This window comes from Cellulomonas telluris, from assembly GCF_004886325.1.
In the GTDB taxonomy this organism is placed as follows: Bacteria; Actinomycetota; Actinomycetes; order Actinomycetales; family Cellulomonadaceae; genus Cellulomonas; species Cellulomonas telluris.
The window spans coordinates 262,763-285,808 of sequence record NZ_QXFN01000002.1 but is presented as its reverse complement, the minus strand read 5'-3'; the positions used below and the strand labels follow the sequence as shown (position 1 = coordinate 285,808).

18 protein-coding genes are annotated in these 23,046 nt (G+C 77.2%); 17 read left to right on the top strand and 1 reads right to left on the bottom strand.

Annotation, left to right across the window (positions count from 1 at the left end):
- Positions 1–51 precede the first annotated feature (51 nt).
- The 14 genes from FB586_RS06650 to FB586_RS06585 all read left to right on the top strand — a co-directional run bounded on the left by FB586_RS06650 (position 52) and on the right by FB586_RS06585 (position 18,608).
- Complete coding sequence (locus FB586_RS06650) at positions 52–1,170, top strand: polysaccharide pyruvyl transferase family protein (protein WP_187697850.1); 1,119 nt, start codon at positions 52–54, stop codon at positions 1,168–1,170.
- On the top strand, positions 1,167–2,378 hold the full coding sequence (locus FB586_RS06645; RefSeq protein WP_168800479.1) for a glycoside hydrolase family 5 protein: 1,212 nt from the start codon (positions 1,167–1,169) through the stop codon (positions 2,376–2,378). The genes FB586_RS06650 and FB586_RS06645 overlap by 4 nt, the downstream gene beginning before the upstream one ends.
- Positions 2,375–3,898, top strand: coding sequence for a hypothetical protein (locus tag FB586_RS06640; RefSeq protein WP_136518542.1), 1,524 nt, complete (start codon positions 2,375–2,377; stop codon positions 3,896–3,898). The genes FB586_RS06645 and FB586_RS06640 overlap by 4 nt, the downstream gene beginning before the upstream one ends.
- Positions 3,895–5,634, top strand: a complete 1,740-nt coding sequence (locus tag FB586_RS06635; protein WP_136518541.1) for a pectate lyase family protein — start codon at positions 3,895–3,897, stop codon at positions 5,632–5,634. The genes FB586_RS06640 and FB586_RS06635 overlap by 4 nt, the downstream gene beginning before the upstream one ends.
- A 77-nt stretch (positions 5,635–5,711) precedes the next feature.
- Positions 5,712–7,010 carry a hypothetical protein gene (locus FB586_RS06630; RefSeq protein WP_136518540.1) on the top strand — a complete coding sequence of 433 codons (1,299 nt, stop codon included), beginning with the start codon at positions 5,712–5,714 and terminating at the stop codon, positions 7,008–7,010.
- Between the two features lie 191 nt (positions 7,011–7,201).
- The gene (locus tag FB586_RS06625) at positions 7,202–8,332 is read left to right on the top strand and encodes a polysaccharide pyruvyl transferase family protein (RefSeq protein ID WP_136518539.1); all 1,131 of its coding nucleotides are present in this window, start codon (positions 7,202–7,204) and stop codon (positions 8,330–8,332) included.
- Entirely contained in the window at positions 8,325–9,374 is a 1,050-nt protein-coding gene (locus FB586_RS06620; protein ID WP_136518538.1) for a glycosyltransferase family 4 protein, read from the top strand. Before FB586_RS06625 ends, FB586_RS06620 begins: the two co-directional genes overlap by 8 nt.
- A gap of 96 nt (positions 9,375–9,470) precedes the next feature.
- Entirely contained in the window at positions 9,471–11,957 is a 2,487-nt protein-coding gene (locus tag FB586_RS06615) for a helicase-associated domain-containing protein (RefSeq protein WP_136518537.1), read from the top strand.
- A 55-nt stretch (positions 11,958–12,012) separates the two neighbouring features.
- Positions 12,013–13,659, top strand: coding sequence for a DNA repair helicase XPB (locus tag FB586_RS06610; RefSeq protein WP_136518536.1), 1,647 nt, complete (start codon positions 12,013–12,015; stop codon positions 13,657–13,659).
- A gap of 275 nt (positions 13,660–13,934) precedes the next feature.
- Entirely contained in the window at positions 13,935–14,459 is a 525-nt protein-coding gene (locus FB586_RS06605) for a GNAT family N-acetyltransferase (RefSeq protein WP_136518535.1), read from the top strand.
- Entirely contained in the window at positions 14,456–14,878 is a 423-nt protein-coding gene (locus FB586_RS06600) for a TIGR03667 family PPOX class F420-dependent oxidoreductase (RefSeq protein WP_136518534.1), read from the top strand. The genes FB586_RS06605 and FB586_RS06600 overlap by 4 nt, the downstream gene beginning before the upstream one ends.
- A gap of 160 nt (positions 14,879–15,038) precedes the next feature.
- Positions 15,039–15,632 (top strand): DinB family protein, encoded by a 594-nt coding sequence (locus FB586_RS06595; RefSeq protein WP_136518533.1) that lies wholly within the window; start codon positions 15,039–15,041, stop codon positions 15,630–15,632.
- 115 nt (positions 15,633–15,747) lie between these two features.
- The gene (locus FB586_RS06590) at positions 15,748–17,787 is read left to right on the top strand and encodes a TPM domain-containing protein (RefSeq protein WP_246036591.1); all 2,040 of its coding nucleotides are present in this window, start codon (positions 15,748–15,750) and stop codon (positions 17,785–17,787) included.
- Between the two features lie 56 nt (positions 17,788–17,843).
- Positions 17,844–18,608 carry a PspA/IM30 family protein gene (locus FB586_RS06585; RefSeq protein WP_136518531.1) on the top strand — a complete coding sequence of 255 codons (765 nt, stop codon included), beginning with the start codon at positions 17,844–17,846 and terminating at the stop codon, positions 18,606–18,608.
- A gap of 85 nt (positions 18,609–18,693) precedes the next feature.
- Here the strand turns inward: FB586_RS06585 and FB586_RS06580 are convergent, their stop codons facing one another.
- The gene (locus FB586_RS06580; protein WP_306419150.1) at positions 18,694–19,503 is read right to left on the bottom strand and encodes a type 1 glutamine amidotransferase; all 810 of its coding nucleotides are present in this window, start codon (positions 19,501–19,503) and stop codon (positions 18,694–18,696) included.
- A gap of 194 nt (positions 19,504–19,697) precedes the next feature.
- Between FB586_RS06580 and FB586_RS06575 the strand changes: the two genes are divergently transcribed.
- Genes FB586_RS06575 through FB586_RS06565 form a run of 3 tightly spaced genes read left to right on the top strand, consistent with a single transcriptional unit; the run spans position 19,698 to position 22,931 of the window.
- Positions 19,698–20,426, top strand: coding sequence for a response regulator transcription factor (locus tag FB586_RS06575; RefSeq protein ID WP_136518530.1), 729 nt, complete (start codon positions 19,698–19,700; stop codon positions 20,424–20,426).
- Entirely contained in the window at positions 20,423–22,063 is a 1,641-nt protein-coding gene (locus tag FB586_RS06570) for a sensor histidine kinase (protein ID WP_246036590.1), read from the top strand. The genes FB586_RS06575 and FB586_RS06570 overlap by 4 nt, the downstream gene beginning before the upstream one ends.
- A gap of 10 nt (positions 22,064–22,073) precedes the next feature.
- Complete coding sequence (locus FB586_RS06565; protein ID WP_306419149.1) at positions 22,074–22,931, top strand: HD domain-containing protein; 858 nt, start codon at positions 22,074–22,076, stop codon at positions 22,929–22,931.
- The last annotated feature ends 115 nt before the right edge of the window (positions 22,932–23,046 follow it).

Here is a 23,046-nt window from a genome sequence, read left to right as displayed (position 1 = left end):
CGACCCCGGACCGGCGACCCCCGCCGGACGGACGACAGGGAGGGGTCCGCGATGGAGGTGCTCGCGTCGCTCGCCGGCCAGCACGACAACGTCGGCGACACGGTGCTGCGTCGCGCGTACCTGGACGTGCTCAGGCCGCTCGGGCGCCTGCACGTCCTCGTCGGGGACAAGCCCGACGGGTACGTGCGCGGGCTCGCGCCCCACGACGACGACGTGCTGCACCGCGACCCCCGCACGTGGCACCGCACGGTCGCCTCGGCCCTGCTGCGGGGCGCGGTGTACGCGTTCGACAGCGGCGAGACCCGCCTGACCGGCCCGTACGGGCGCCGCCACCTGCGGCTCGCGCCGCTGCTGCTGGCGAACCGCCTGCGCGGCGGCACCGCGGTGCACACCGGGGTCGGGGTGCGCGAACCCGGGGGCTGGCGCGGGCCGATCGCGTCCGTCCTGCGCACCTGCGGCGTCGTGACGTGGCGGGACGTGTACAGCCGCGACCTCATGGGCGTCGGCACGGTCGCACCGGACTGGGCGTTCGCGCTCGGTGCCCCCTCGGCGGCGCTGCTCACGGACGACGTGGACGAGCGGCCGCTCCTCGCGGTCGCGCTGCGGCACGACGGCGCCGGGCGTGGGCACCGGCCGCCGGACGACGCGTGGGCCGGCCGGCTGCGCGCGGTCGCGGACGCCCTCGGGCTGCAGCCGGTGGTCGTCGTGCCCGTCGCGCGCGACAACGACGGGGCCGAGGTGCTCGCCGCTCGCCTGGGCGCCGAGTGCGTGACCTTCACCGGGGACGACCACCCCACCCAGGAGGAGCGGCTGCGGGCCGTGTACCGCCGGTCGCGCTTCGTGCTGGCGGACCGGCTGCACGCCGTGGTCATCGGCGCGACGGAGGGGGCGCTGCCCGTCGGGCTGACGGGCGCGCCGCACCCCGACGCGACCCCGGACAAGGTCGCGCGCACCCTCGAGGGGGCGGGGATCGCCGGCACGTGCGTCCCCCGGGACCTCTCCGGCGCGCAGGAGGTGAGCGCCAGCCTGGCCGCCGTGCTGGCGCGGCGCCCGCAGGTGATGCGCGCGGTGGTGACGGCCCGCGAGCGCCTCGAGCGGCTCGCCGACGCGCTGCACGCGGCCGCCGGTGCCGCTCCCGCCCACCGGGCGCCGCAGGAGGTCGCGCGGTGAGCGGGCGGACGACGGGCGTGCGCGACGCCCGGGCACGCGGGCGCCGGGCGCTGGTGGTGCTCGCGGCGGTCCTCGCGCTCGTCGGCCCGCTCGCGGTGCCCGCGAGCGCGGCCGACCCGTCGAGCGGCAACGTGCCGGCCCAGCGCCGCGCCACGGGCGAGCAGCGGTGGGGCGACGGGTCCTACCTGGACGGCCACCGGTACCTGCGCGGCGTCAACGTGTACAGCCTGATCTTCGGCGGGTCCCGCGGGCCGGGGGCGGTCGGCGAGAGCCAGCGCAGCTACGACTTCCTGGCGGGCCGCGGCGTGGACGTCGTCCGGCTGCCGGTGGCGTGGGGTCAGCTGCAGCCGGTCCCGTCGCGGGGCGGGCCGCGGGCGGGCCTCGACCGGCCCGTCTCGCAGGAGTACCTGGACGTCGTCGAGACGCAGGTGGCGCGGGCCGCGCGCGCGGGGATCCGCACGGTGATCGACCTGCACAACGCGTGCAGCTACCCGGACTGGCAGGCAACGCCCGGGTCGCTGACGTGCGGGTCGGGCATCACCGAGGACGACGTCCGCCGGGTCTGGGGGACGATCGCCCGCCGCTTCGCGCGCGACGAGCGGGTGCTGGCCTACGACCTGTTCAACGAGACCGAGCTGCGGCTGGGCGTCGAGGTGTACAAGCGGTACACGCAGGTCGCGACGCAGGCGATCCGCGCGCAGGGTGCCGAGCAGACGGTGTGGGTGCAGCGCATGCTGGGCGCGCGGGGACGCCTCGCGGACATCGCGCCCGACGGGCCGTGGGTGCGGGACCACCTCGGCAAGGTCATGTACTCCCAGCACTTCTACCTCGGCCCGACCGACGCCACGTTCGACCCGTTCGCGGGCAACCACGCCGTGCTGGAGGACCTGCAGCGCTTCGGCGACTGGTGCCGGCGGTGGCGCGTGCGCTGCGTCGTCGGCGAGGTGGGGTGGCCGTCGGGCGGCCGGGGCGGCGTGCAGTCGGAGGCGTCGGGGCGCGGGTGGAACCTCGTGTTCGAGCAGTTCTACCGCTCGGCGGACGCGTACGGCCTGGACGTGACCTACTTCGCCGCGAGCTCCCACCGCCGTCCGGCGACCCTGCTCGCGTACGTCGCGAGCAGGCCGGGCTACCCCTCCCCGAGCGGCCTGGACACGGCGCTGTCCCAGGCGCGCGTCATCGAGGCGCACCCGTCGCGGCGGGCGGGATGAGCACCGCCGCGGTCGCGCCGCCGCTCCCCCGCACGCGCCTGCACCCGGCGCTCGCCGTCCCGGCCACGGCGCTCGCCGTGGTCGTCGTGACGGCGGGCGCGGTGCTCGCGCCGCTCGCGGCGGGGGCGGCGGTCGGCCTCGGCGCGCTCGTCGTGCTGTTCTGGCGCGCGCCCCGCACGGGCATCCTCGCCACGGTCGTCGGGGCGGTGCTCGCGCCGCAGCTGCAGGTGCTGGGCGGCGGCCTGGGCGGGCTGGACGAGGCGATGGTGGTCGTGGGCGCGGCCGTCGTGACCGTCCGGCGCCTGGTGCGCGAGGGCTCCCTGGTCCGCTTCCCGGGCACGTGGTGGTTCGCGGGGTTCGCCGCGGCCGGGGTCGTGAGCTCGTACCTGCACGACGTGCCCGGGCCGGTGTGGCTGCAGGGGATGCTGCTGCTGCTCAAGGCGGTCCTGCTCGGGCACACGGCGGCGCAGCTGCACTGGTCGGACCGCGAGCTGGCGGTGCTCGTGCGCGCGGGTGCGGTCGGTGCGGTCGTGCTGGTCGCGCTGGGCCTGGTCAACCTGGCCGTGCCGGGCCCGTGGACGGCCCTGGTGGCGGGCGGGTCGCCGGAGATGCACGGGCCCTTCCCGGCACTGCTCGGCCCGTTCCGGCAGCCCGCCGCCTACGGGCGCCTCGCGGTGATCCTCGCGGCGTCCGTGCTCGCCTACCAGCTCGTGGTCCGCGCGTCCCTGCGCGGGTACGCGCTGGCGGCGGCGCTGTCCGGGCTGTCGCTGCTCACGTTCCGCGTGAAGTCGTTCGTCGGCCTGGTCGTCGTCACCAGCGCCCTGCTGCTGCGCACCGGACCGCGGCCGCTGGTCCGTCTCGGCCTGCTCGCGCTGCCGGCCCTGCTGCTGCTGGCCGGTCCCGTCGCGTACGCGTTCGTCGTCGCTGACCTCTCCCTGTACTACGGCGAGGGGCAGTCGGCGCGGTCGCTGCTGACGGCCGGCGGGCTCGTGCTGGCCGAGCGGGACTTCCCCCTCGGCGCGGGGTTCGGGCGGTACGGGAGCGCGACCGCGGCCGAGTACTACAGCCCGGAGTACCTCGCGCTGGGCTTCGAGTACGTGTGGGGCCTCGGGCGCGTCGAGGGCTGGGGCGCCTACCTCAACGACACGCAGTGGCCGGCGCTGCTCGGCGAGACGGGGTGGCTGGGCACGGTCTGCTACGCGGCCGGGGTGCTGCTCGCGCTGCGCGTGCTGCTCGTGCGGGTCGGCCCGGACGAGTCGGCGCTGACCCGGTGGCTGCGCATCAGCGGCGTCTGCTGCCTCGTCCTGGTGCTGCTCGACTCGGTGGGGGCGTCGGCGTTCACGTCGCCCCCGTCGTACGCGCTGGTCTTCCTGGCCCCGGGCGTCGTCGCGAGCATGCGGGCGGCGCGGGCGGCGCGTCGGCCCGCACCCGCACCGGTCTCCCGGTGGACCCGGGACGACGCGGACGCGCCACGCACCGCCGTGGCTCCCGGTGGCGCCGGACGCAGGGGGCGGCCGTGACCGCGGACCGCGTCGACGAGCGGCGGGCCGGCGGGGTCGGCCGGCGGGCCGTGCTCGGCGGCGGGCTCGCGGCCGTCGGGACCCTCGTCGCCGGCTGCACCGACCGCCTGCGCCCGCCCGGGCCGACCGGCGCGGCGCCGCGCGCGTCGGCCCCGTCCGCGGGCCCCGCCACCACGCCCCCGCCCGGCGCCGCACCGCTCGTCGGGGACGGCGTCACCGACAACGGTCCGCTGCTGCAGCAGCTCGTCGACGCCGGCGGCCACGTCCGCTTCCCCGGGCCGGGCACGTACCTCGTGGACACGCCCGTCTTCGTCGACGGCGGCGACCCGCACGGGCGCGTCGTGCTCGACCTCGCGGGCGGCACCCTCCTGGCCGGTCCGCACCTGCCGGGCACGGACGCGTTCCACCGCGACCCGCAGGTGCGGTGGGTCCTGTGGTCGAACACCCGCCGCACCGCGTGGGACCCGGCATCCGGGCGTGTCACCGTCTCGGAGGAGACCCGCGCGACCGGTGCCCGCGTCGGCGCCCTCCAGGCCGTCGCGGTGCGGGACGGCACGTTCGACGGCGTCGACGGCACGGTCGGCCTCGTCTTCGCGAACCGGTCGGGCACGGAGCTGACCGCCCTGACGATGGTGCGCGCGCGCACCCTCGTCTCCTGGCACGACTACAGCGACGCCACCCGGCTGCAGGGCTGCCACGCGCGCCACGGCGACGGACCACGGACGGGCGCGCTCGTCGAGCAGGTCAGCCCCGGTGACGGGCTCGTCCTCAGCGGGTGCAAGGCGGACTCCGGCCTGCACACCGCGCGCCTGTCCCGCTGCCGCGGCGCCGTGGTCGAGGCGAACGTCACGGGCCTGCTCGAGCTGGACTCGTGCAGCAACGTGGTCGTCCTCGCCGGCCACCAGGAGGGGCAGCTCGGAGACCGGACGAGCGCCGTGGTCCGGCAGTCGCAGGTGACGTTCCGGCAGACGGCCTTCTACTCGGCGCACGACGCGGACGTCCCGAGCATCGTGGTGGACGACCCGCCGGACGGCCCCGCGGGCTCGCGCGTCCACCTCGACGCGTGCGTCGAGGTGCACCTGCACGACGGGCGCGACGCGGACGTCCCGCACGGGCCGCTGCTGCACGTCGCCGGCGCCAACCCGATGACCGAGATCCACGCACGCGACGTGCGGGCCGTCACCGTCGACACCGCCGACCCCGGCGTGTGGGTGCCGACCGCCGGTCCCCGGATGACGGCCCGGGGCGAGGTGGCCGACGCCGTCGCCGACCTCGCGGGCGTCGTCCCGCCGAGCTTCGCCGTGAGCCGCCGCAGCGGCGGGTGGCACCTGCAGCCGACCGCCGGCGAGGAGGGCGGCGGCGACCCGCCCGCCGCTCCGGACCTGCAGCACGCCGGCGCGGCGGACGGCGCGGCGGGACGCGGCAGCCTGCGCCGCGGCGCGACGTACACGTACTGGGTCGCCGTCCGCGACACCGCCGGCGTCGTCTCCGCCCCCGCCCGGCGCACGGCCCGCGCCTCCGCGAGCGGCGCCGTCCGGCTGGTGCTCGGCGTCGCCCGCGCCCCGGTCGAGGTGCTGCTCTGGCGCGGCCCCGCGGGCGCGCGCGCCGTCCCCGAGCACCACGTCCGCCTCACGTGCGCCTCCCCGCTCGCGCGCCTGCTCGACACCGGCCGGCACGTCGAGGGCCTCGCCTGGCAGCGGGGTGCCGGAGACCCCGCACCACCGCTCCCGCCCTGAGCCGCGCCCCGACGCGCGCGCCACCCACCCGTGCCGACCCACCTGCCGCCACCCGGCGCGCGGGGGAAGGAGAACCGATGCACCTGGACACCGCCGCCCGGACCCTGCGGCGCCACGGCCTGGTGGCCGGCCTCGTCGTGCTGCTGGCCCTCGCCACCGGCTGGGGCGTCACCCAGCTCCTGCCACCCACCTACACGAGCACCGTCCGCGCGCTGTACTCCGTCACGGGCCTCGGGTCGGTGGCGGACAGCGTGCAGGCGGGGTCGCTCGCCGCGGCGCGCGTCGAGCAGGACGCCGAGCTGGTCACCGCACCGGTCGTCGTGCAGCCCGTGATCGACCAGCTGGGCCTCGACACCACCGCCGAGGACCTGGCCGAGCAGGTCACGGCGACCGCGTCCGCCGCCTTCCTGGACGTCGAGGTGGCCGCGGACGACCCGCAGGTCGCCGCGCAGGTGGCGCAGGCGCTGGTGGCCCAGCTCGCGCTGCGCGCCGCGGACGAGAGCATCGCCGCCGACCCGACCGACCCCGAGTCGCCCGTCGCGACGCTCGCCGTGGCGGAGGTCGCGCCGGCCGTCGTGCCGGAGCGCCCCAGCTCGCCGAACCTGCTGCTGAACCTGGCGGTGGCGTTCGTGGCCGGCCTCTTCCTCGCCGGCCTGCTCGTCACCCTCCGGATGCGCTCGGACACCCGGCTCGACGACGCCGAGGACCTGGCCGACGTCACGCCCGCCCCGGTCCTCGCGCACGTCCACGCCCCGGCGCGCGATCACGGGGGCGGCCGCGGGGTCGCCGCCGCGCTCACCGGCGGCGGCCCGGACGTCGCGGCGCTGCGCACCGCGCTGCTCAGCCGCGCGGCGGGGCGCCCGGCCACGTCCGTCGCGCTGCTCGCGTGCGGCCCCGAGCCGGTCCTGCTGGTCGCCGCGGCGCTCGCGCGCTCGTGCGCCGGCGCGGGCCGCGACACCGTGCTGGTCGAGGGCGAGCTGGGGCGTCCGCGGCTGGCCGCGGAGGCCGACGTGCGCGGACCGGGCCTCGCGGACGCGCTCGCCGGGTCGGTCAGCGTCACGGAGACCGCGCGCCCGGGACCGGTCCCGTCGCTGCGCGTGGTCACCGCCGGGACCGTCGAGGGCGACCCCGGGGACCTCGTCGCGTCGCGGCAGGCCGAGAAGGCCCTCGAGGACGTGCGCCGGCTCGGCGAGCTCGTCGTGGTCGCCGCGGGCCGGGCGTCGGCGGGCGTCGACGCGGCGGTGCTCGCGGCGGCCTGCGACGAGGTGGTGGTGCTCGTGGGCCGCGGACGCGCCCGCCGGGAGGACCTGCAGGCCGCGCTGCACGCGCTCGACGTCGCCGGGGCGTCCGTGGGGGGCCTCGTCTGGGTGTCCTGACCCGCCCGGGACCCGGGCCCGTCGCACGACCGCTGTCGAAGGGGGATGGGCATGTCCGCGACCGCACGACCCGCACCACCGGGCACGAGCCCGTCGACGGCCAGCCGCTGCAGGTCGCCCGGCGGGGCCGGGGACCGCACCACCACCGACCGCCCCGTCCCGCCCCGAACCCCGACCTCCGGAGGACTCGTATGACCCGACCGCTGGACGTCTTCGCCGTCGCGCGTGGACAGTACGAGAACGTCGGCGACGTGCTGCTGCGCCGTCCGCTGCTGCGCTGGGCCCGTCAGGCGGGCCGCCTGCACGTCTACGTGGGCGCGTCGCCCGCCGGGTACGACGAGGGGCTGGACCTGCAGCCCGACGACGTCGTCTACCGCTCGTTCGGCCGCTGGTACGCCGCGCTCCTGCGCGCCGCGGCGGCCGGCCGTGCCGCGTCGGTGTTCAAGCCGGGCGAGATCCAGCTGACGCTCGTCGGCACCAAGGAGCACGTGGCGATGCTCCCGGCGGTCGCGCTCGTGCGGGCACGCGGGGGCGCCGTCGTGCGGGTCGGCGCGGGTGCGCGCGGCTTCGCGCCGCTGCCGCGCCTGCTCGTGCGGCCGTCGGTCGCGCTGACCACCTACACGCGCTGGCGCGACGAGCGCACGGCCGCCTACCTCGGCGGCGGGCCGGCCGCGCCCGACCTCGGCGTCGCCGAGGGCTCGGACGACGCGACGCTGCGCGCGGCGCGGGACGACGGGACCGACCGCGACGTGCTCGTGCTGTCGCTGCGCACCGACGTCGGCCCGGTGCCGCGGCCGTACCCGCCGCCCGCCGCGCTCGACGCGGTCGCGCGCTACGCCGCGGCCGAGGGCCTGCGCATCCACGTCGTCACGCAGGTCCGGGTCGACGGCGAGCGGTCGCAGCGGCTCGCGGCCGATCTCGGCGCCGAGCTGCTCGACTGGCCGGCGGACGTGGGCCACGACGTGCAGGAGGAGCGGCTGCGCGCGGTGTACCGCGGCGCGCGCGTCGTGCTGAGCGACCGGCTGCACGTGCTCATCGCCGCGCTCACGGAGGGGGCCGCGCCCGTGCCGTTCCAGCTCGACGCCTCGGACAAGGCCGCGCGCCACCTCGACACGATCGGGGTGCACGACGTGACCGTGCGCGCCGACGGCCGGACCGCGGACGAGCTCGTCGCGGCCCTCCGGCACGTGTCCGCGCAGCGCAGCACCGCCCTCGACGCGCTGCTGCACGCACGCGAGCGCCTGCGCGGCGTGCAGGCCGACGTCGTCCGCGTGCTCGGCGGCCGGCCGTCGCTCGTGCCCGACAGGGTCAGCGTTGGCTAGGCGGCCGGTCGTCCACCACGTCGGGCGCAGCGGCGACGTCCCGGGCGGCATGACGCAGGTGGTCAACGCCTACCTCGCGTGGCCGTTCGAGCGCTGCGACGTCGCCGTCATCACCTCGCGCGGCGACCCGGGGGACCACGTCGCGGCGGCGCGCGGGCTGGTGCGGGCGCTGCGGGCCGTGCGCCGGCTCGCAGCGTCGCCGGGGGCGCACGTCGTCGTGGTGCACCTGTCCGGGCGGGGCAGCTTCGTGCGGGAGGGCGCGGTGCTGCGGTACGCGCACCGGCGGGGGCTGCCCGTCGTGGCGCACCTGCACGGGTCGGGCTTCGTCGCGTTCGCCGAGGCGCACCCGCGGCTGGTGGGGTCCGTGCTGCGCGACGCGGACCACGTCGTGACGCTCTCGGCGCAGTCCTCGCGCGTCGCGGTGCGGCACGTGGGGCCCGCGCGTGTCTCGCTCGTGCCGAACGCCGTGCCGGCCGGCACGCCGGAGGCCAAGACGCGGACGGTCGTCTTCGGGGGTGCCGTCACCCACCGCAAGGGCGTCGACGTGCTGCAGGAGGCGTGGCGGCGCGCGGGCCCGCCGCCCGGCTGGCAGCTGCTGGTCGCGGGGCCCGTCCTCGACGGGCACCTGGTCGACCCGACGACGCCGGCGACGCGCGTCCTCGGCGCCCTCGACCACGCGGACCTCCTGGCGCTGCTCGAGGCGGCGTCGGTGGCGGTGCTGCCGTCGCGCGACGAGGCGATGCCGATGTTCGTGCTCGAGGCGATGGCGCGCGACGCGTGCGTCGTGGCGACCGACGTCGGCGGGGTCTCCGCCGTGCTGGGCGACGGCTGCGGCGTCGTCGTCCCGCCCGGTGACGTCGGCGCGCTGGCCGCCGCGCTGCGCCGGGTCACCGGGGACGCGCACGCGCGGCAGGAGCTCGTCGTGAACGCCCGGGCCCGGTTCGCGTCGACGTACCGGGCGGACGCGGTGTACCCGCGCATCGAGGAGGTCTGGCTGTCGACCCTCGGCGCACCCCGGAGGGACCGGGCGCGCGTCGGCTGAGGTGGTCGGGCGGGGCGGGCGCCGCCGGGCGCCCGCCCCGCCCGGCCGACCGGCCCGGCCGCCGGCGCCGCGCGCGTCCGCCGTATCGTGGTGCAGATGGCCTCGTTCTCCGGGTACCTGCGCGCACGCAGCGACGACGACCTCGTCGCGCTGCTCACGCGCCGTCCCGACCTGGCCACGCCCTCCCCCGCGACGCTCGCGTCGCTGGCGGCGCGGGCGACGAGCCGCTCCAGCCTGGACCGCGCGCTCGCCGGCGTGGACGCGCTGGTCCTGCAGGTCGTCGAGGCCGTCGTCGTGCTCACCGAGGACCCGGCCGCGCCGGCGCCGTCGGTCGCGGACGTCGTGCGGGCGGTCGGCGCAGACGCGGACGGCCCCGCGGACGCGGACGCCGCCGCCCCGGAGGCGGGTGCCGCGGACGCCGCGGTCGGCGCGGCCGTCGCCGCCGCCGTGGACCTCGCCCTGCTGTGGCCCGACGACGACGGCCTGCACGCGGCGCCGGGTCTGGCCGACGCCCTGGGCGCGACGCTCGCGGGCCTCGCACCGGCCACGTCCGGCGGGGACCGCCGACGCGTCGAGGCGCCCGCCGACCCGCGTGCGGTGCTCGCCGACGCACCGGCCGGTGCCGCGCAGGTGGTCGACGCGCTGCTGTGGGGCCCGCCCGTGGGACGCGCGCCCGCCGGCGGCCCGGCGGGGCAGGCCGTCGACTGGCTCGTCGGCCACGGCCTGCTGGTGCGCGGCGACGACCGGCACGTCGTGCTGCCGCGCGACGTCGCCCTGCGCCTGCGGGAGGGACGCACGCACCGCGCCCCCGCGCTGGCGCCGGGCCTGACGTCCGCGCCGGTGCGGCCCGACGCGCTCGTCGCCGCCGAGTCCACGGGCGCCGCCGAGCGCACCGTGCGCCTCGTCCGCCAGCTCCTGCACCTGTGGGAGCAGACGCCGCCGGGCGTGCTGCGTGCCGGCGGCCTGGGGTCGCGGGACCTGCGGCGCACGGCGCAGGCGCTCGACGTGGACGAGGCCGAGGCGGCGTGGCTCGTCGAGACGGCGGCGTCGGCGGGGCTGCTCGCCGACGACGGCGAGGAGAGCCCGTCGTTCGTGCCAACGGTCGAGGCGGACGTGTGGGACGGCGAGGACGTGCCGCACCGGTGGGCGCGGCTGGCGCGCTCGTGGCTGCTGTCGGCGCGCACGCCGTGGCTCGTCGGCGAGCGGGACGAGCGGGGCACGCTGCGCGCGGCCCTCGACCCCGAGCTCGCACGTCCGTGGGTGCCGCGGCTGCGCCGCTCGGTGCTGGACGTCCTCGCCGGTCTGCACCCGGGCGCGGCCCCGGACGCGGACGCGGTGCACGCCCTGCTGCGCTGGCGCACGCCCCGGTCCGTGCCCCCGCGGGCCACGGTCGACGCGGTGCTGCGCGAGGCCGGGCTGCTCGGCGTGCTCGGTGCCGGCGCCCTGTCGTCCGCGGGGCGCGCGCTGCTGATCGAGGACGCCGCGCTCGACGCCGGTGACGCCGCGCACGCCCCCGACCCGGCGGCGGCCCTGGCCGCGGACCTGCCGCCCGCGGTCGACGAGGTGCTGCTCCAGGGCGACCTCACCGGGGTCGTGCCCGGGCGGCCGAGCCCCGAGCTGGAGGAGCTGCTGGAGACGGCGGCGCGCGTGGAGTCGCGCGGAGGCGCGATGACGGTGCGGTTCACCGCCGACACCGTGCGGCGCGCCCTGGACGCGGGTGCGTCCGCGGACGACCTGCTCGCGCGGCTCGGCGCGGCGTCCCGGGGGCGGGTCCCGCAGCCGCTGGAGTACCTGGTCCGCGACGTCGCCCGCCGGCACGGGCTGCTGCGGGCCGGTGCCGCGTCGGCGTACGTGCGCTCGGACGACCCGGCGCTGCTCGCGGGCCTCGCGGAGGACCCGCGGCTCGCCGACCTCGGGCTGCGCGCCCTCGCGCCGACCGTCCTGGTCGCCGACGCGAGCACCGCCGAGCTGCTCGAGGTGCTGCGTGCCCGCGGCCTCGCCCCGGTCGCGGAGGACGCGCGCGGCGCCGTCGTGCACGCGCTCACCCCGGCACGCCGGGTCCGGGGGCGCGCCGCCGTGCGCGCACGCCGACGGGCGGCGGACGGCGGCCCCGTCCACCAGCCCGACGTGCGGGCGCGCGCCGCCCGGGTCGTCGACGTGCTGCGGCGTGCCGACGCGAGCGCGGTCGCCGTCGCGGCGGCGGACGACGCGCCCGACGACCCGCGCGAGGACCTCGGCGCTCGCGCCGCCGCCGTGGCGGAGCGGGCGCGCGCGGGCCGGTCCGGTGCGGGCCGCGCCCCCACGACGGGCGTGCGGACCACGCCGGGCCCGTCCCCCGCGACGCGCGACGGCGGAACATCCGACCCCGCGGACGCGTTGCTGCTCCTGCGCGAGGCCGCACAGGCCCGCACGCTCGTGTGGGTCGAGCTCGTGGGCCCCGACGGACGGTCGGAGCGGCGGCTCGTGCGGCCGCTGCGCGTCGAGGGCGGCCGTCTGCGCGCGCTCGACCCGCGGCGCGAGGCCGAGCTGACCGTCGCGGTGCACCGCATCGCGTCCGTCGTCCCCGCCGACGCGCCCGACTGACCCGCACCACCCGTCGCCCCGTCCCGGGCGGCGCCCCGACACGGAGGAGAACCGCGTGCCCGACGGCCCGCTCATCGTCCAGAGCGACAAGACGCTCCTGCTCGAGGTCGACCACGACCTCGCGGACGCCTGCCGCCGCGCCATCGCCCCGTTCGCCGAGCTCGAGCGCGCGCCGGAGCACGTGCACACCTACCGCCTGACGCCGCTGGGCCTGTGGAACGCGCGCGCCGCCGGGCACGACGCCGAGCAGGTCGTCGACACGCTGCTCGAGTACAGCCGCTACCCGGTCCCGCACGCGCTGCTCGTCGACGTCGCGGAGACGATGGCCCGGTACGGGCGGCTGCAGCTCGTGCAGCACCCGGTGCACGGCCTGGTCCTGCACGCGCTCGACCCGGCGGTGCTCGTCGAGGTCATGCGGTCCAAGAAGACCGCGGGGCTGCTGGGCGCACGCATCGACGAGACCGACGTCGTCGTCCACGCCTCCGAGCGCGGGCACCTCAAGCAGGTGCTGCTCAAGCTGGGCTGGCCCGCGGAGGACCTCGCGGGGTACGTCGACGGCGAGGCGCACCCCATCGCGCTCGCCGAGGACGGGTGGTCGCTGCGCCCGTACCAGAACCAGGCGGTCGAGAACTTCTGGCACGGCGGCTCGGGCGTCGTCGTCCTGCCCTGCGGCGCCGGCAAGACGCTCGTGGGTGCCGGGGCGATGGCGAAGAGCTCGACGACCACGCTCATCCTCGTCACCAACACCGTCAGCGCCCGGCAGTGGCGCGACGAGCTCGTGAAGCGCACGTCGCTGACCGAGGACGAGATCGGCGAGTACTCCGGCACGCGCAAGGAGATCCGCCCGGTCACGATCGCGACCTACCAGGTGCTGACGACGAAGCGGAAGGGCGTCTACACGCACCTCGAGCTGCTCGACGCACGCGACTGGGGCCTGGTCGTCTACGACGAGGTGCACCTGCTGCCCGCGCCGATCTTCCGCATGACGGCGGACCTGCAGGCCCGCCGCCGGCTCGGCCTGACCGCGACGCTCGTGCGTGAGGACGGCCGCGAGGACGAGGTCTTCTCGCTCATCGGCCCCAAGCGGTTCGACGCGCCGTGGAAGGACATCGAGGCGCAGGGCTACATCGCGCCCGCCGAGTGCGTCGAGGTGCGCCTGACGCTGCCCGACCACGAGCGGATGCTCTACGCGACGGCCGAGCCGGAGGAGCGGTACCGCCTGGCGGCGACGGCCGACGGCAAGCAGCGCGTCGTCGACCAGGTCGTCGCGAAGCACGCCGGTGAGCCGACCCTCGTCATCGGCCAGTACCTCGACCAGCTGCACGAGATCGCCGAGCACATCGGCGCCGACGTCATCACGGGCGAGACGCCCGTGAAGGAGCGGCAGCGCCTGTTCGACGCGTTCCGCTCGGGCGAGATCACCAAGCTCGTCGTCTCGAAGGTCGCGAACTTCTCCATCGACCTGCCCGAGGCGTCGGTGGCGATCCAGGTGTCCGGCTCGTTCGGCTCCCGCCAGGAGGAGGCGCAGCGCCTGGGCCGCATCATGCGCCCGAAGGCGTCGGGCAAGACGGCGCACTTCTACACGGTGGTCGCGCGCGACACGGTCGACCAGGAGTTCGCGGCGCACCGCCAGCGCTTCCTGGCGGAGCAGGGCTACGCCTACACCATCGTCGACGCGGAGGACCTGGGCGTAGCGAAGTAGAGGGTGGGGGCGCGCCGGCGCACCCGCCCGGCACGGAGCGCCGCCCAGGTCCGACCACAGGAACGAGGACCTGGGCGTAGCGAAGTAGAGGGTGGGGGCGCGCCGGCGCACCCGCCCGGCACGGAGCGCCGCCCACCCCCTCCCCACGAACCCGGACTTCTCCGCCCCCCGCCCCCTCGTGCAGCGGAGAGGTCCGGGTTCGTCGCGTCCACGCCTGGCGCCGGCCGTCCGGAATCGGCTCGTCACCCGCCGGCGCGGCGTGGCACCGTCCTGCCGTGCACCTGCGTGACGCGACCCCCGACGACGCCGACCTCCTCGTCGACCTGCTGCTGGAGGCGTTCAACTGGACGGGCGAGGCCCGGTTCACGCGGAACGACGTCCTGCGTGACCCGCACACGGTCCGCTACGTCGGCGGCTGGGGGCGCCCCGGGGACCTGGGGCTCGTGGCGGTCGAGGACGGGCAGGCGCTGGGCGGGGTCTGGGCGCGGGCCCTGCCGGCGGACGAGCCCGGGTACGGCTACGTGGCGGACGACGTCCCGGAGCTGGGGTTGGCGGTGCTGCCCGGGGCGCGAGGACGCGGCGTCGGGTCCGCGCTGCTGGCCGGGCTGCTGGACCGGGCCCGGGACGCCGGGTGGCGGGCCGTGAGCCTGAGCGTCGAGGACGGCAACGCGGCGGCCCGGGCGCTGTACGAGCGGCACGGCTTCGTGGTGGTCGGGCGCAACGGCGGCTCCGACACCATGCTCCGCACCCTGCAGCCGGCACGGAATGCGCGCGCCGACGCCGGGGTTGCGCCGGCATGACCCTCCTGGACCCGACGACGCACCTGGGGCGACGCGCTGCGCAGCGGCTCGCCGACGAGCAGGTGGTGTGGCTGACCACGGTCGACCCGGCGGGCGTGCCGCAGCCGACGCCGGTGTGGTTCTGGTGGACCGGGACCGAGGCGTACGTGGTGAGCCGGCCCCGCCAGGCGAAGCTGCGCAACGTGCGCGCGCACCCCGCCGTGGCCCTGGCCTTCGACACGGACGCCGGGGGTGACGACGTGCAGGTCCTGACCGGGACCGCGGTCGTCGAGGACGGGCCCCTGCCCGCGGACGTGCGCGCCGCCTACGACGCGAAGTACGCCGGCGGGTACGGGCGGCTCGGCGTGACGGCGGAGGACTTCCACGCCGACTACTCGGTCGTCCTGCGCATCACCCCGGAGCGTCTGCGCGGCTGGTGACGCCGGGCGCCGGGCGGTGCGGCACCTGCCCCGGCGCTCCCGGCGGACCCTGCTGCTCGCCCGTCCGGCGTGCGCCGTAGGTCGTGTCGGTGGGTCCCGGTAGACAGGGCCCGGGCGCGCGGGTGTCGCGCCGGCACCGCCGCGACGAGGGGACGGACGCATGCACTGGGGACCGCTGCTGACCGACCAGCTCACCTTCTACTGGGAGACGAGCCTCTGGCCCCGCGTGCAGGGGCTCACGGACGAGGAGTACCTCTGGGAGCCGGTCGCCGGCTGCTGGTCCGTCCGTCCCTCGGACGACGGCACATGGCAGGCGGACGGGCTCGACCGCCGCCCGCCCGAGCCCCCGCCCGTGACGACGCTCGCGTGGCGGCTCGCGCACATCGCGGTGGACGTCCTCGGCACGCGCGCCGCCGCGTTCTTCGGCTCCCCGCCCGAGGGCGCGGACATGTTCGACCCCCGACTGCGCCCCGCCTCGCTGCCCGCGACCGCGGACGAGGCGGTCGCCCTGCTGGAGCGGTCGTACCGGGCGTGGCACGACGGGCTCGCCGCCTGCGACGACGACGCGCTCGCCCGCCCGCTCGGGCCGCGCGGCGCGGACTTCGCCGACCAGCCCCTCGCCGCGCTCGCCCTGCACCTCCACCGCGAGACGATGCACCACGGCGGCGAGGTCGGCGTGCTGCGGGACCTGTACCGCGCGGGGCTGGGCGGCGCGGGGCTGGGCGCCCCGGGCCTGGACGGCGCACGCGCCTGAGCGGCACCGCACGTCACCCGTGCGGCACGGACGGAACCCCGGGGGTGCGCGGTCCGTTGCGAGGGGTGCAGGCGTGAGAAAGGATCGACAGGTGCGTGCGCTGCGAGGTCGGGTCGTGACCGTGGGGGCGGGGTTCGCGCTGGGCGCGACCCTGCTCGTGGCCGGGGCGGGTGCTGCCGCGGCCGTGCCGCCGCCGTCGCTCACCAGCGACGTCACCGACGTCTCCGACGTCCTCTCGGCCGCTGAGGAGGGCCGCGTCCAGGCCGCGCTCGACGAGCTGGCGGCGGAGACGAGCTACCGGCTCTACGTCGTGTACGTGCCCGAGTTCACCAGCCCGGAGCAGGGCCAGGACTGGGCGCGCGCGACGGCGAGCGAGAGCACGCTCGGAGCGCAGGACCTCGTGCTGGCCGTCGCGACGGAGACCCAGCGCGTCGCGCTGGCGCCGGAGGCCACGGGCGACCTCACGCAGGCCGAGCTGCAGGGCGTGTTCGACCAGGTGCGCGACCAGCTGGGTGCCGGCGACTGGGCCGGTGCCGCGATCGGTGCCGCCGAGGGCGTCCAGGCCGCCGCCACGGGCGACACTGCAGCCCCGGCCGGCTCGTCCGGCGGCGGCGGAGGAGGCTTCATGACCGCACTGCTCGTCGGGCTCGTGATCATCGGCGGGATCTTCCTGCTCACCACCTTCGCGCGGCGCAACCGGAAGCCGGCGGGCGCCCCGCTGCCCGACACGGCCGGTGCCACCCGGGTCGCGGGCAGCGCGGACGAGTTCCACCAGGTGCCCACGCCCGAGCTGGACCGCCGCTCCGCCCAGGCCCTCGTGCGCCTCGACGACGCGCTCCGGTCCTCGGACGAGGAGCTCGGGTTCGCGCAGGCGCAGTTCGGCCCCGAGGCGACGCGCGAGTTCGAGACCGTGCTCGCCGAGGGCAAGCAGCGGCTCACCGAGGCGTTCCGACTGCGCCAGACGCTCGACGACGACGTCCCGGACACCGAGGAGCAGGTCCGCTCGACCTCGGCCGCGATCCTGCGCCTGTGCCGCGAGATCGGGCAGCGCCTGGACGAGCAGAAGGAGGCGTTCGACCGCATGCGCGCCATCGAGGAGCGCGTCGACGACGCCCTCGACGCGCACGAGCGCGAGGCGGCCACCCTGCGCGGACGCGTGGAGCCCGCCCGCACGGCGCTGTCGGCGCTGTCCGCCCGCTACCCCGCCAGCGCGCTCGCGTCGGTGTCCGGCAACCCGGACCAGGCCGAGCGGCTGCTCGAGGAGGTCGCGAACGCCGTCGCGCAGGGCCGCGGCCTCGTCTCCGCCGGGGACCGCAGCACCGCCGTGGGGTACGCGCGCGCCGCCGAGGAGGCGCTCGGCCAGGCCCGTCGCCTGCTCGACGCGGTGGACAGCGCGGGCGAGGACCTCGCCGCCGTCGGCGCCCGCCTCGACGCGGCGGTCGCGTCCATCACGAGCGACCTGTCGGACGCGGCACGCCTCGCACGCGGCAACCCGCAGGTGGAGCCCCGGGCGATCGAGGCCCGCGAGGCCGTCGCGGTCGCGTCGGCGGCCCGCTCGGGGCAGGGCGACCCGATCGCCGCGCTGCGACGCATCACCGCGGCCGAGGCCGCGATCGACGAGGCGCTCGCGCCGATGCGCGAGCACGCCGAGCGGGCGCGGCGGGCGCAGGCGCTCCTCGACGACGTCCTCGGGCGGCTCGACTCCGCGGTCCGCGCGACGGCGGACTACGTCAGCACGCGGCGCGGCGCCGTCGGCCCGCAGGCGCGCACGCGCCTGGCCGAGGCGGACCGCCTGCGCATGCGCGCGCTCGACCAGCGCGCGACCGACCCCGAGGCCGCGCTCGCCACGGCCCAGCAGGGCGAGCAGCTCGTCGCCGAGGCACAGCGCCTCGCCCAGCTCGACGTCGAGAACGCCGAGCAGATGGCCGGGTACGGCGGCGGCTACGGCCCCGGCGGGTACGGCGGTCGCGGCTACGGCCGCCGCGGGGCCGGCGACATGGTGTCCGGCGTCGGCGGCATGGTCCTCGGCGGCATCCTGCTCGACTCGATCCTGCGCGGCGGCGGCGGCTTCGGCGGCGGTGGCGGCTGGGGTGGCGACGGCGGGGGCTTCGACGGCGGCGGGTTCGGCGACGGCGGCTTCGACGGCGGGTTCTGATGCCGCTGCGACGTCTGGCCAGACGGTTTTCCGGTACGAACGAGAGGCACGGGACGATGACGGAGAAGCAGTCCATCTTCGGGCGGATCACGCAGCTGGCGCGGGCGAACATCAACGCCCTGATCGACCAGGCCGAGGACCCGCAGAAGATGCTCGACCAGCTGGTGCGGGACTACACGAACTCGATCGCCGACGCCGAGAAGGCGATCGCGCAGACGATCGGCAACCTGCGCCTGGCCGAGCAGGACTACAACGAGGACGTGCGGGCCGCGCGCGAGTGGGGCCAGAAGGCGCTCGCCGCCTCCTCGGCCGCCGACCAGGCCCGCGCCCAGGGCGACACCGTCAGGGCGGACCGCTTCGACAACCTCGCCAAGGTCGCGATCAGCAAGCAGATCACCGCCGAGCAGGAGGTCCGCGACGCCGAGCCGATCATCGCCTCGCAGCGCGAGACGGTCGAGAAGCTCAAGTCCGGCCTCGCGCAGATGAAGGACAAGCTCGGTCAGCTCAAGCAGCGCCGCGACACGCTCGTCGCCCGGCAGAAGTCGGCGCAGGCGCAGCAGCAGGTCCAGCAGGCCATCGGCTCGATCAACGTCCTCGACCCGACGAGCGAGCTCGCGCGCTTCGAGGAGAAGGTGCGCCGCGAGGAGGCGATGGCCCTCGGCCAGGCCGAGATCGCCGCGTCGTCGCTGGACTCGCAGTTCGCCGAGCTCGAGTCGGCCGGTGAGCAGCTGGAGATCGAGGCGCGGCTCATGGCCCTCAAGCAGGGCTCGGCGCCGCGTCAGCTCGAGGGCACGCAGGTGACGCCCGAGATCGAGCGCTGACCCCACCGACGCCGACGAGCGTGCGACCCTGCCGGGTCGCACGCTCGTCGCGTGTCCGGGGCCCGTCGTCCGACGGGGGGACCCGTCAGACGGGGACGCGCACCGCCGCGCGGGCGCGGACGACGCCGGCGAAGGCGCCGGCCAGCGCACGGCCGGCGCTCTCGACCTCGCCCGCACGTGCGTCGACCTGCGCGAGGACGGCGTCGGTGTCGACGTCCTCGTGGGCGTCGGCCCACGCCTGCAGGGTCGCGCGGCTCGCCTCGGGGTGGAACTGCACGCCCCACGCCGAGCCGATGCGGAACGCCTGGAACGGGTAGACCGACGACGAGGCGAGCCAGACGGCGCCGCGGGGCAGGTCGACCACCGCGTCGGCGTGCATGCTCGGCTGCGGGGTCGTGCGGGCGGGACCGGCGGCGAGCGCGAGGCCAGACAGGAGCGCGTCCTGCTCCGCCTCGGGGCGCCAGCGCACGTCCACCACACCGGCCTCGCGCCCGGGCGGGGCGGCGACCTGGACCTGGCCGCCGCGTGCGACGGCGAGCAGCTGCGCGCCGAGGCAGATGCCGAGGGCGGGGACGTCCGTCGCGCTCACGACGGCGAGCAGCGCGCGCAGCGCCGGCAGCCACGGGGCACGGTCGTCGTCGTGGGCGGTCATGTGCCCGCCGAGGACGACGAGGCCGTCACCGACGTCCGTCGGGCCGGGGACGGGCTCGCCGAGGTCGGCACGGACGAGGTGGACGTCGACGTCGGTCAGCCAGTCGGCGAACCGGTCGAGCGTCACGTCGGGGGAGCTCTGGACGACGGTCACGCGCGGCCGGCGCGCGCCGCTGAGGCCGAGGTCACGGCCCTCCGCGGGACCGCCGGTGGCGAGCACGCGGTCGGTGGTGTATGCGGTCACGCTCCCACGGTAGCCCCGTGGCGGCGCACGACCGAAAGGGCAGGTCACATGTCCATCACGATCAGGGCGGCGCCCGGATCCTCCCGTCTCGTCCCTTCCCCCGCGTCCCGGCGTCCAGCGAACTCCCAGATTCGGTTGCCTCCGACCGGCCCTGCTCCCAGGCGCCTCCCAGCGCGCGGCGCGAGACTGGTCACATGAGCACCCCGACGGGCGGGACCGAGGCCCGCCTCCTCGTCGTCGACGACGAGCCGAACATCCGCGAGCTGCTGGCCACCTCGCTGCGGTTCGCCGGCTTCGAGGTGCACGCGGCGGCCGACGGCGGATCGGCGCTGCGCCTCGCGCGCGACACCGACCCGGACCTCGTCGTGCTCGACGTCATGCTCCCCGACATGGACGGGTTCACGGTCACGCGCCGCCTGCGCGAGAAGGGGCAGCACGTGCCCGTGCTGTTCCTCACCGCCCGCGACGACACCGCGGACAAGGTGCAGGGCCTGACGGTCGGCGGCGACGACTACGTGACCAAGCCGTTCAGCCTCGAGGAGGTCGTCGCGCGGATCCGGGCGATCCTGCGCCGCACGACGCCCGACGAGGCGCTCGACTCCTCCGTCCTGCGGTACGCCGACCTCGAGCTCGACGAGGACACGCACGAGGTCCGCCGCGGCGGGCACCTGGTGGAGCTGTCCCCCACCGAGTTCAAGCTGCTGCGCTACCTCATGCTCAACCCGAACCGGGTGCTGTCCAAGACGCAGATCCTCGACCACGTCTGGCAGTACGACTGGGGCGGCGACGCGAACATCGTCGAGTCGTACATCTCCTACCTGCGCCGCAAGATCGACCAGCTCACGGGCCCCGACGGGGAGCGGCTCCCGCCGCTGATCCACACCCGGCGGGGCGTGGGGTACCTGCTGCGCGGGCCGGCGTGACGCATCCCGGGACCACGCCGGTGCCGGTGGCGCAGGCGGACGCGGCCGGGGCCGGGGAACCCCGGCCGGGTGTGCTCACGCGGATGCGGGCGGCCTGGGCGACCGTGCCGCTCGTGCGGCGCCTCGTCGCGATCATCGTCGTGCTGCTCGGCGCGGGGCTCGTGCTCGCGGGGGCGGCGAGCACGACCCTGCTGCGCCGCACCCTCGTGCTGCAGGCCGACGCGAAGCTCCAGGACGAGGGCCGCCGGCTGGCGCAGCAGACGGTGGACGCGCTGTCCGGCATGCCCGGCCTCGGGGACGTCGGGCCGTCGGACTACTACGTGCAGGCCCGGATCGGCGCGGTCGAGGTGCCGCTCATCGGCCGTGCGCCGACCCTCGCGGAGTACGGGCGCCCGCACATCCCCGACCTCACCGTCCGGCAGGCCGCCGCCCGCGCCGGGGAGCCGTACACCGTCGGGTCGTCCCGCGCGGCCTCGCGGTGGCGCGCCGTGACCTTCCCGCTGGAGGACGGCAGCGGGTACCTCACGGTGGCGCTCCCCCAGCGCGACCTGGACCGCGCGGTCGTCTCGCTCTCGCGCATCCTGCTGCTCAGCGGGATCGCGATCGTCCTGCTGGGCGCGGTGACTGGCACGTGGGCGGTGCGGCGCTCGCTGCGCCCGCTGGACGAGATCGAGGACACCGCCGCGGCGATCGCCGCCGGCGAGCTGTCGCGGCGCGTGCCGACCGCGTCGACGACGACCGAGGTCGGGCGGCTCGCCGCCGCGCTGAACGGGATGCTCGCGCAGATCGAGGAGGCGTTCGACGCGCGCACGGCGTCCGAGGCGCGGATGCGCCGGTTCGTCGCGGACGCGTCCCACGAGCTGCGGACCCCGCTCGCGACCATCCGGGGCTACGCCGAGCTGTACCGGATGGGCGCGACGACGACCCCGGAGCAGGTGGGCGACACGATGCGGCGCATCGAGGGCTCCGCGACGCGCATGGGCTCGCTCGTCGAGGACCTGCTCGCGCTCGCGCGGCTGGACGAGGGCCGGCCGGGCCGCCTCGGGCCGGTCGACCTGACCGTGCTCGCCGCGGACGCCGTGAGCGACCTGCGCGCGCTCGACCCGGACCGGCCGGCCCGCCTCGAGACGGGCGGCAGCCCCGGGCCCGTCGTGGTGCAGGGTGACGAGGCACGCCTGCGGCAGGTCCTCGCGAACCTCGTCGGGAACGCGGTGCAGCACACGCCGGCGGGCACCCCCGTGGAGGTGCGGGTCGGGCCCGGCGGGCCGGACGGCGAGGCGCCGGGGACGGCGGTGCTCGAGGTCCGCGACCACGGCCCCGGCATCGCCCCGGAGCACGCCGCGCGGGTCTTCGAGCGCTTCTACCGCGTCGACGCGTCGCGGACGCGCGAGTCCGGCGGGTCGGGGCTCGGCATGGCGATCGTGGCCGCGATCGTCACGTCGCACGAGGGACGCGTCCGTCTGACGCAGACCCCGGGCGGCGGGACGACGGTCCGCGTCGTCCTGCCCGTCGACGGGCCGACGGGCGGCACGGCGGCTGCGTCCGCGGACGTGGTCGGACGTCCGACCAGCGGGACCGCGGGTGCGCTCCCCGCGCCGGACGTGGCTACGATGGCCCGTCCTACGTCACCGTCGTGAGGCATGATCCATGGGCGTCCATGACGCACCGGGCTGGCTCCTGCCGGCCTTCTCCCGCAGCGTCGTCGGAGCCGGGGGCACCGCGTCCCCCGAGGAGATCCGGCGTACCGGCGAGGACCTCCTCGACCGCTGGTCCCGCCCCGAGCGCCACTTCCACAACGTGCGGCACCTCGTGGACGTGCTCGCCCGGGTGGACGAGCTCGACGAGGAGGCGCACGAGCCCGACCTGGTGCGCCTCGCGGCCTGGTACCACGGGGCCGTGTTCGACTCCGCCGAGCGCAAGGCGTACGCCAACAAGGGCGGCGAGGACGAGGCCGCGAGCGCCCGGCTGGCCCGCGAGCAGCTGACGGCGCTGGGCGTCCCCGAGCGGCGCGTCCAGCGGATCGCCGACCTCGTCTCGGCGCTGGTGCGGCACGCGCCCGACCGCCAGGACATCGACTGCGCGGTGCTGTGCGACGCCGACCTGGCGATGCTCGCGACGGAGCCCCAGCGGTACAAGGCGTACCTCAAGGACGTGCGCGCCGAGTACGCGCACCTGCCGCTCGAGGACTACCTGCGGGCGCGTGCCCGCATCCTGCGCAAGCTGCTCGCGCGCCCGTCGCTGTTCGTCAGCCCTCTCGCCCAGCCGTGGGAGGAGCCGGCCCGGCAGAACGTGTCGGCCGAGCTGCAGCGGCTCGAGAAGGAGCTGAGCCGGCTCGAGGAGGCCACGGGCGGGGACGCCCCGCCAGGCGCCCCGGACGGCGGTGGCGCCGGCGGCTCCGGCGGCTCCGGTGGCTCCGGCGGGGCCGGCCCGACCGGTCCGGCCGGGCGGGGTCCGGGGACCCCGCCCGTCGTCGACGCCCCGCGAGCGGCCTCGCGCCCGCTCTGACGCACCCCGCACCGCACCCACCGAGCCCTCCCCCGGCACCGCGAGGAGGCACCCGCCTCGCCCTGAGGGCACCGGGTCGCGCTGACGCACCCGGCGCCGCTCAGGACCAGGCGAC

What these genes read in the sequence shown, in the direction of transcription:
- FB586_RS06650 (WP_187697850.1), top strand. Translation starts at nt 52, where the DNA reads ATGGAGGTGCTCGCGTCGCTCGCCGGCCAGCACGACAACGTCGGCGAC.
- FB586_RS06600 (WP_136518534.1), top strand. Translation starts at nt 14,456, where the DNA reads ATGACCCTCCTGGACCCGACGACGCACCTGGGGCGACGCGCTGCGCAG.
- FB586_RS06630 (WP_136518540.1), top strand. Translation starts at nt 5,712, where the DNA reads ATGCACCTGGACACCGCCGCCCGGACCCTGCGGCGCCACGGCCTGGTG.
- FB586_RS06615 (WP_136518537.1), top strand. Translation starts at nt 9,471, where the DNA reads ATGGCCTCGTTCTCCGGGTACCTGCGCGCACGCAGCGACGACGACCTC.
- FB586_RS06575 (WP_136518530.1), top strand. Translation starts at nt 19,698, where the DNA reads ATGAGCACCCCGACGGGCGGGACCGAGGCCCGCCTCCTCGTCGTCGAC.
- FB586_RS06595 (WP_136518533.1), top strand. Translation starts at nt 15,039, where the DNA reads ATGCACTGGGGACCGCTGCTGACCGACCAGCTCACCTTCTACTGGGAG.
- FB586_RS06585 (WP_136518531.1), top strand. Translation starts at nt 17,844, where the DNA reads ATGACGGAGAAGCAGTCCATCTTCGGGCGGATCACGCAGCTGGCGCGG.
- FB586_RS06625 (WP_136518539.1), top strand. Translation starts at nt 7,202, where the DNA reads ATGACCCGACCGCTGGACGTCTTCGCCGTCGCGCGTGGACAGTACGAG.
- FB586_RS06640 (WP_136518542.1), top strand. Translation starts at nt 2,375, where the DNA reads ATGAGCACCGCCGCGGTCGCGCCGCCGCTCCCCCGCACGCGCCTGCAC.
- FB586_RS06565 (WP_306419149.1), top strand. Translation starts at nt 22,074, where the DNA reads ATGGGCGTCCATGACGCACCGGGCTGGCTCCTGCCGGCCTTCTCCCGC.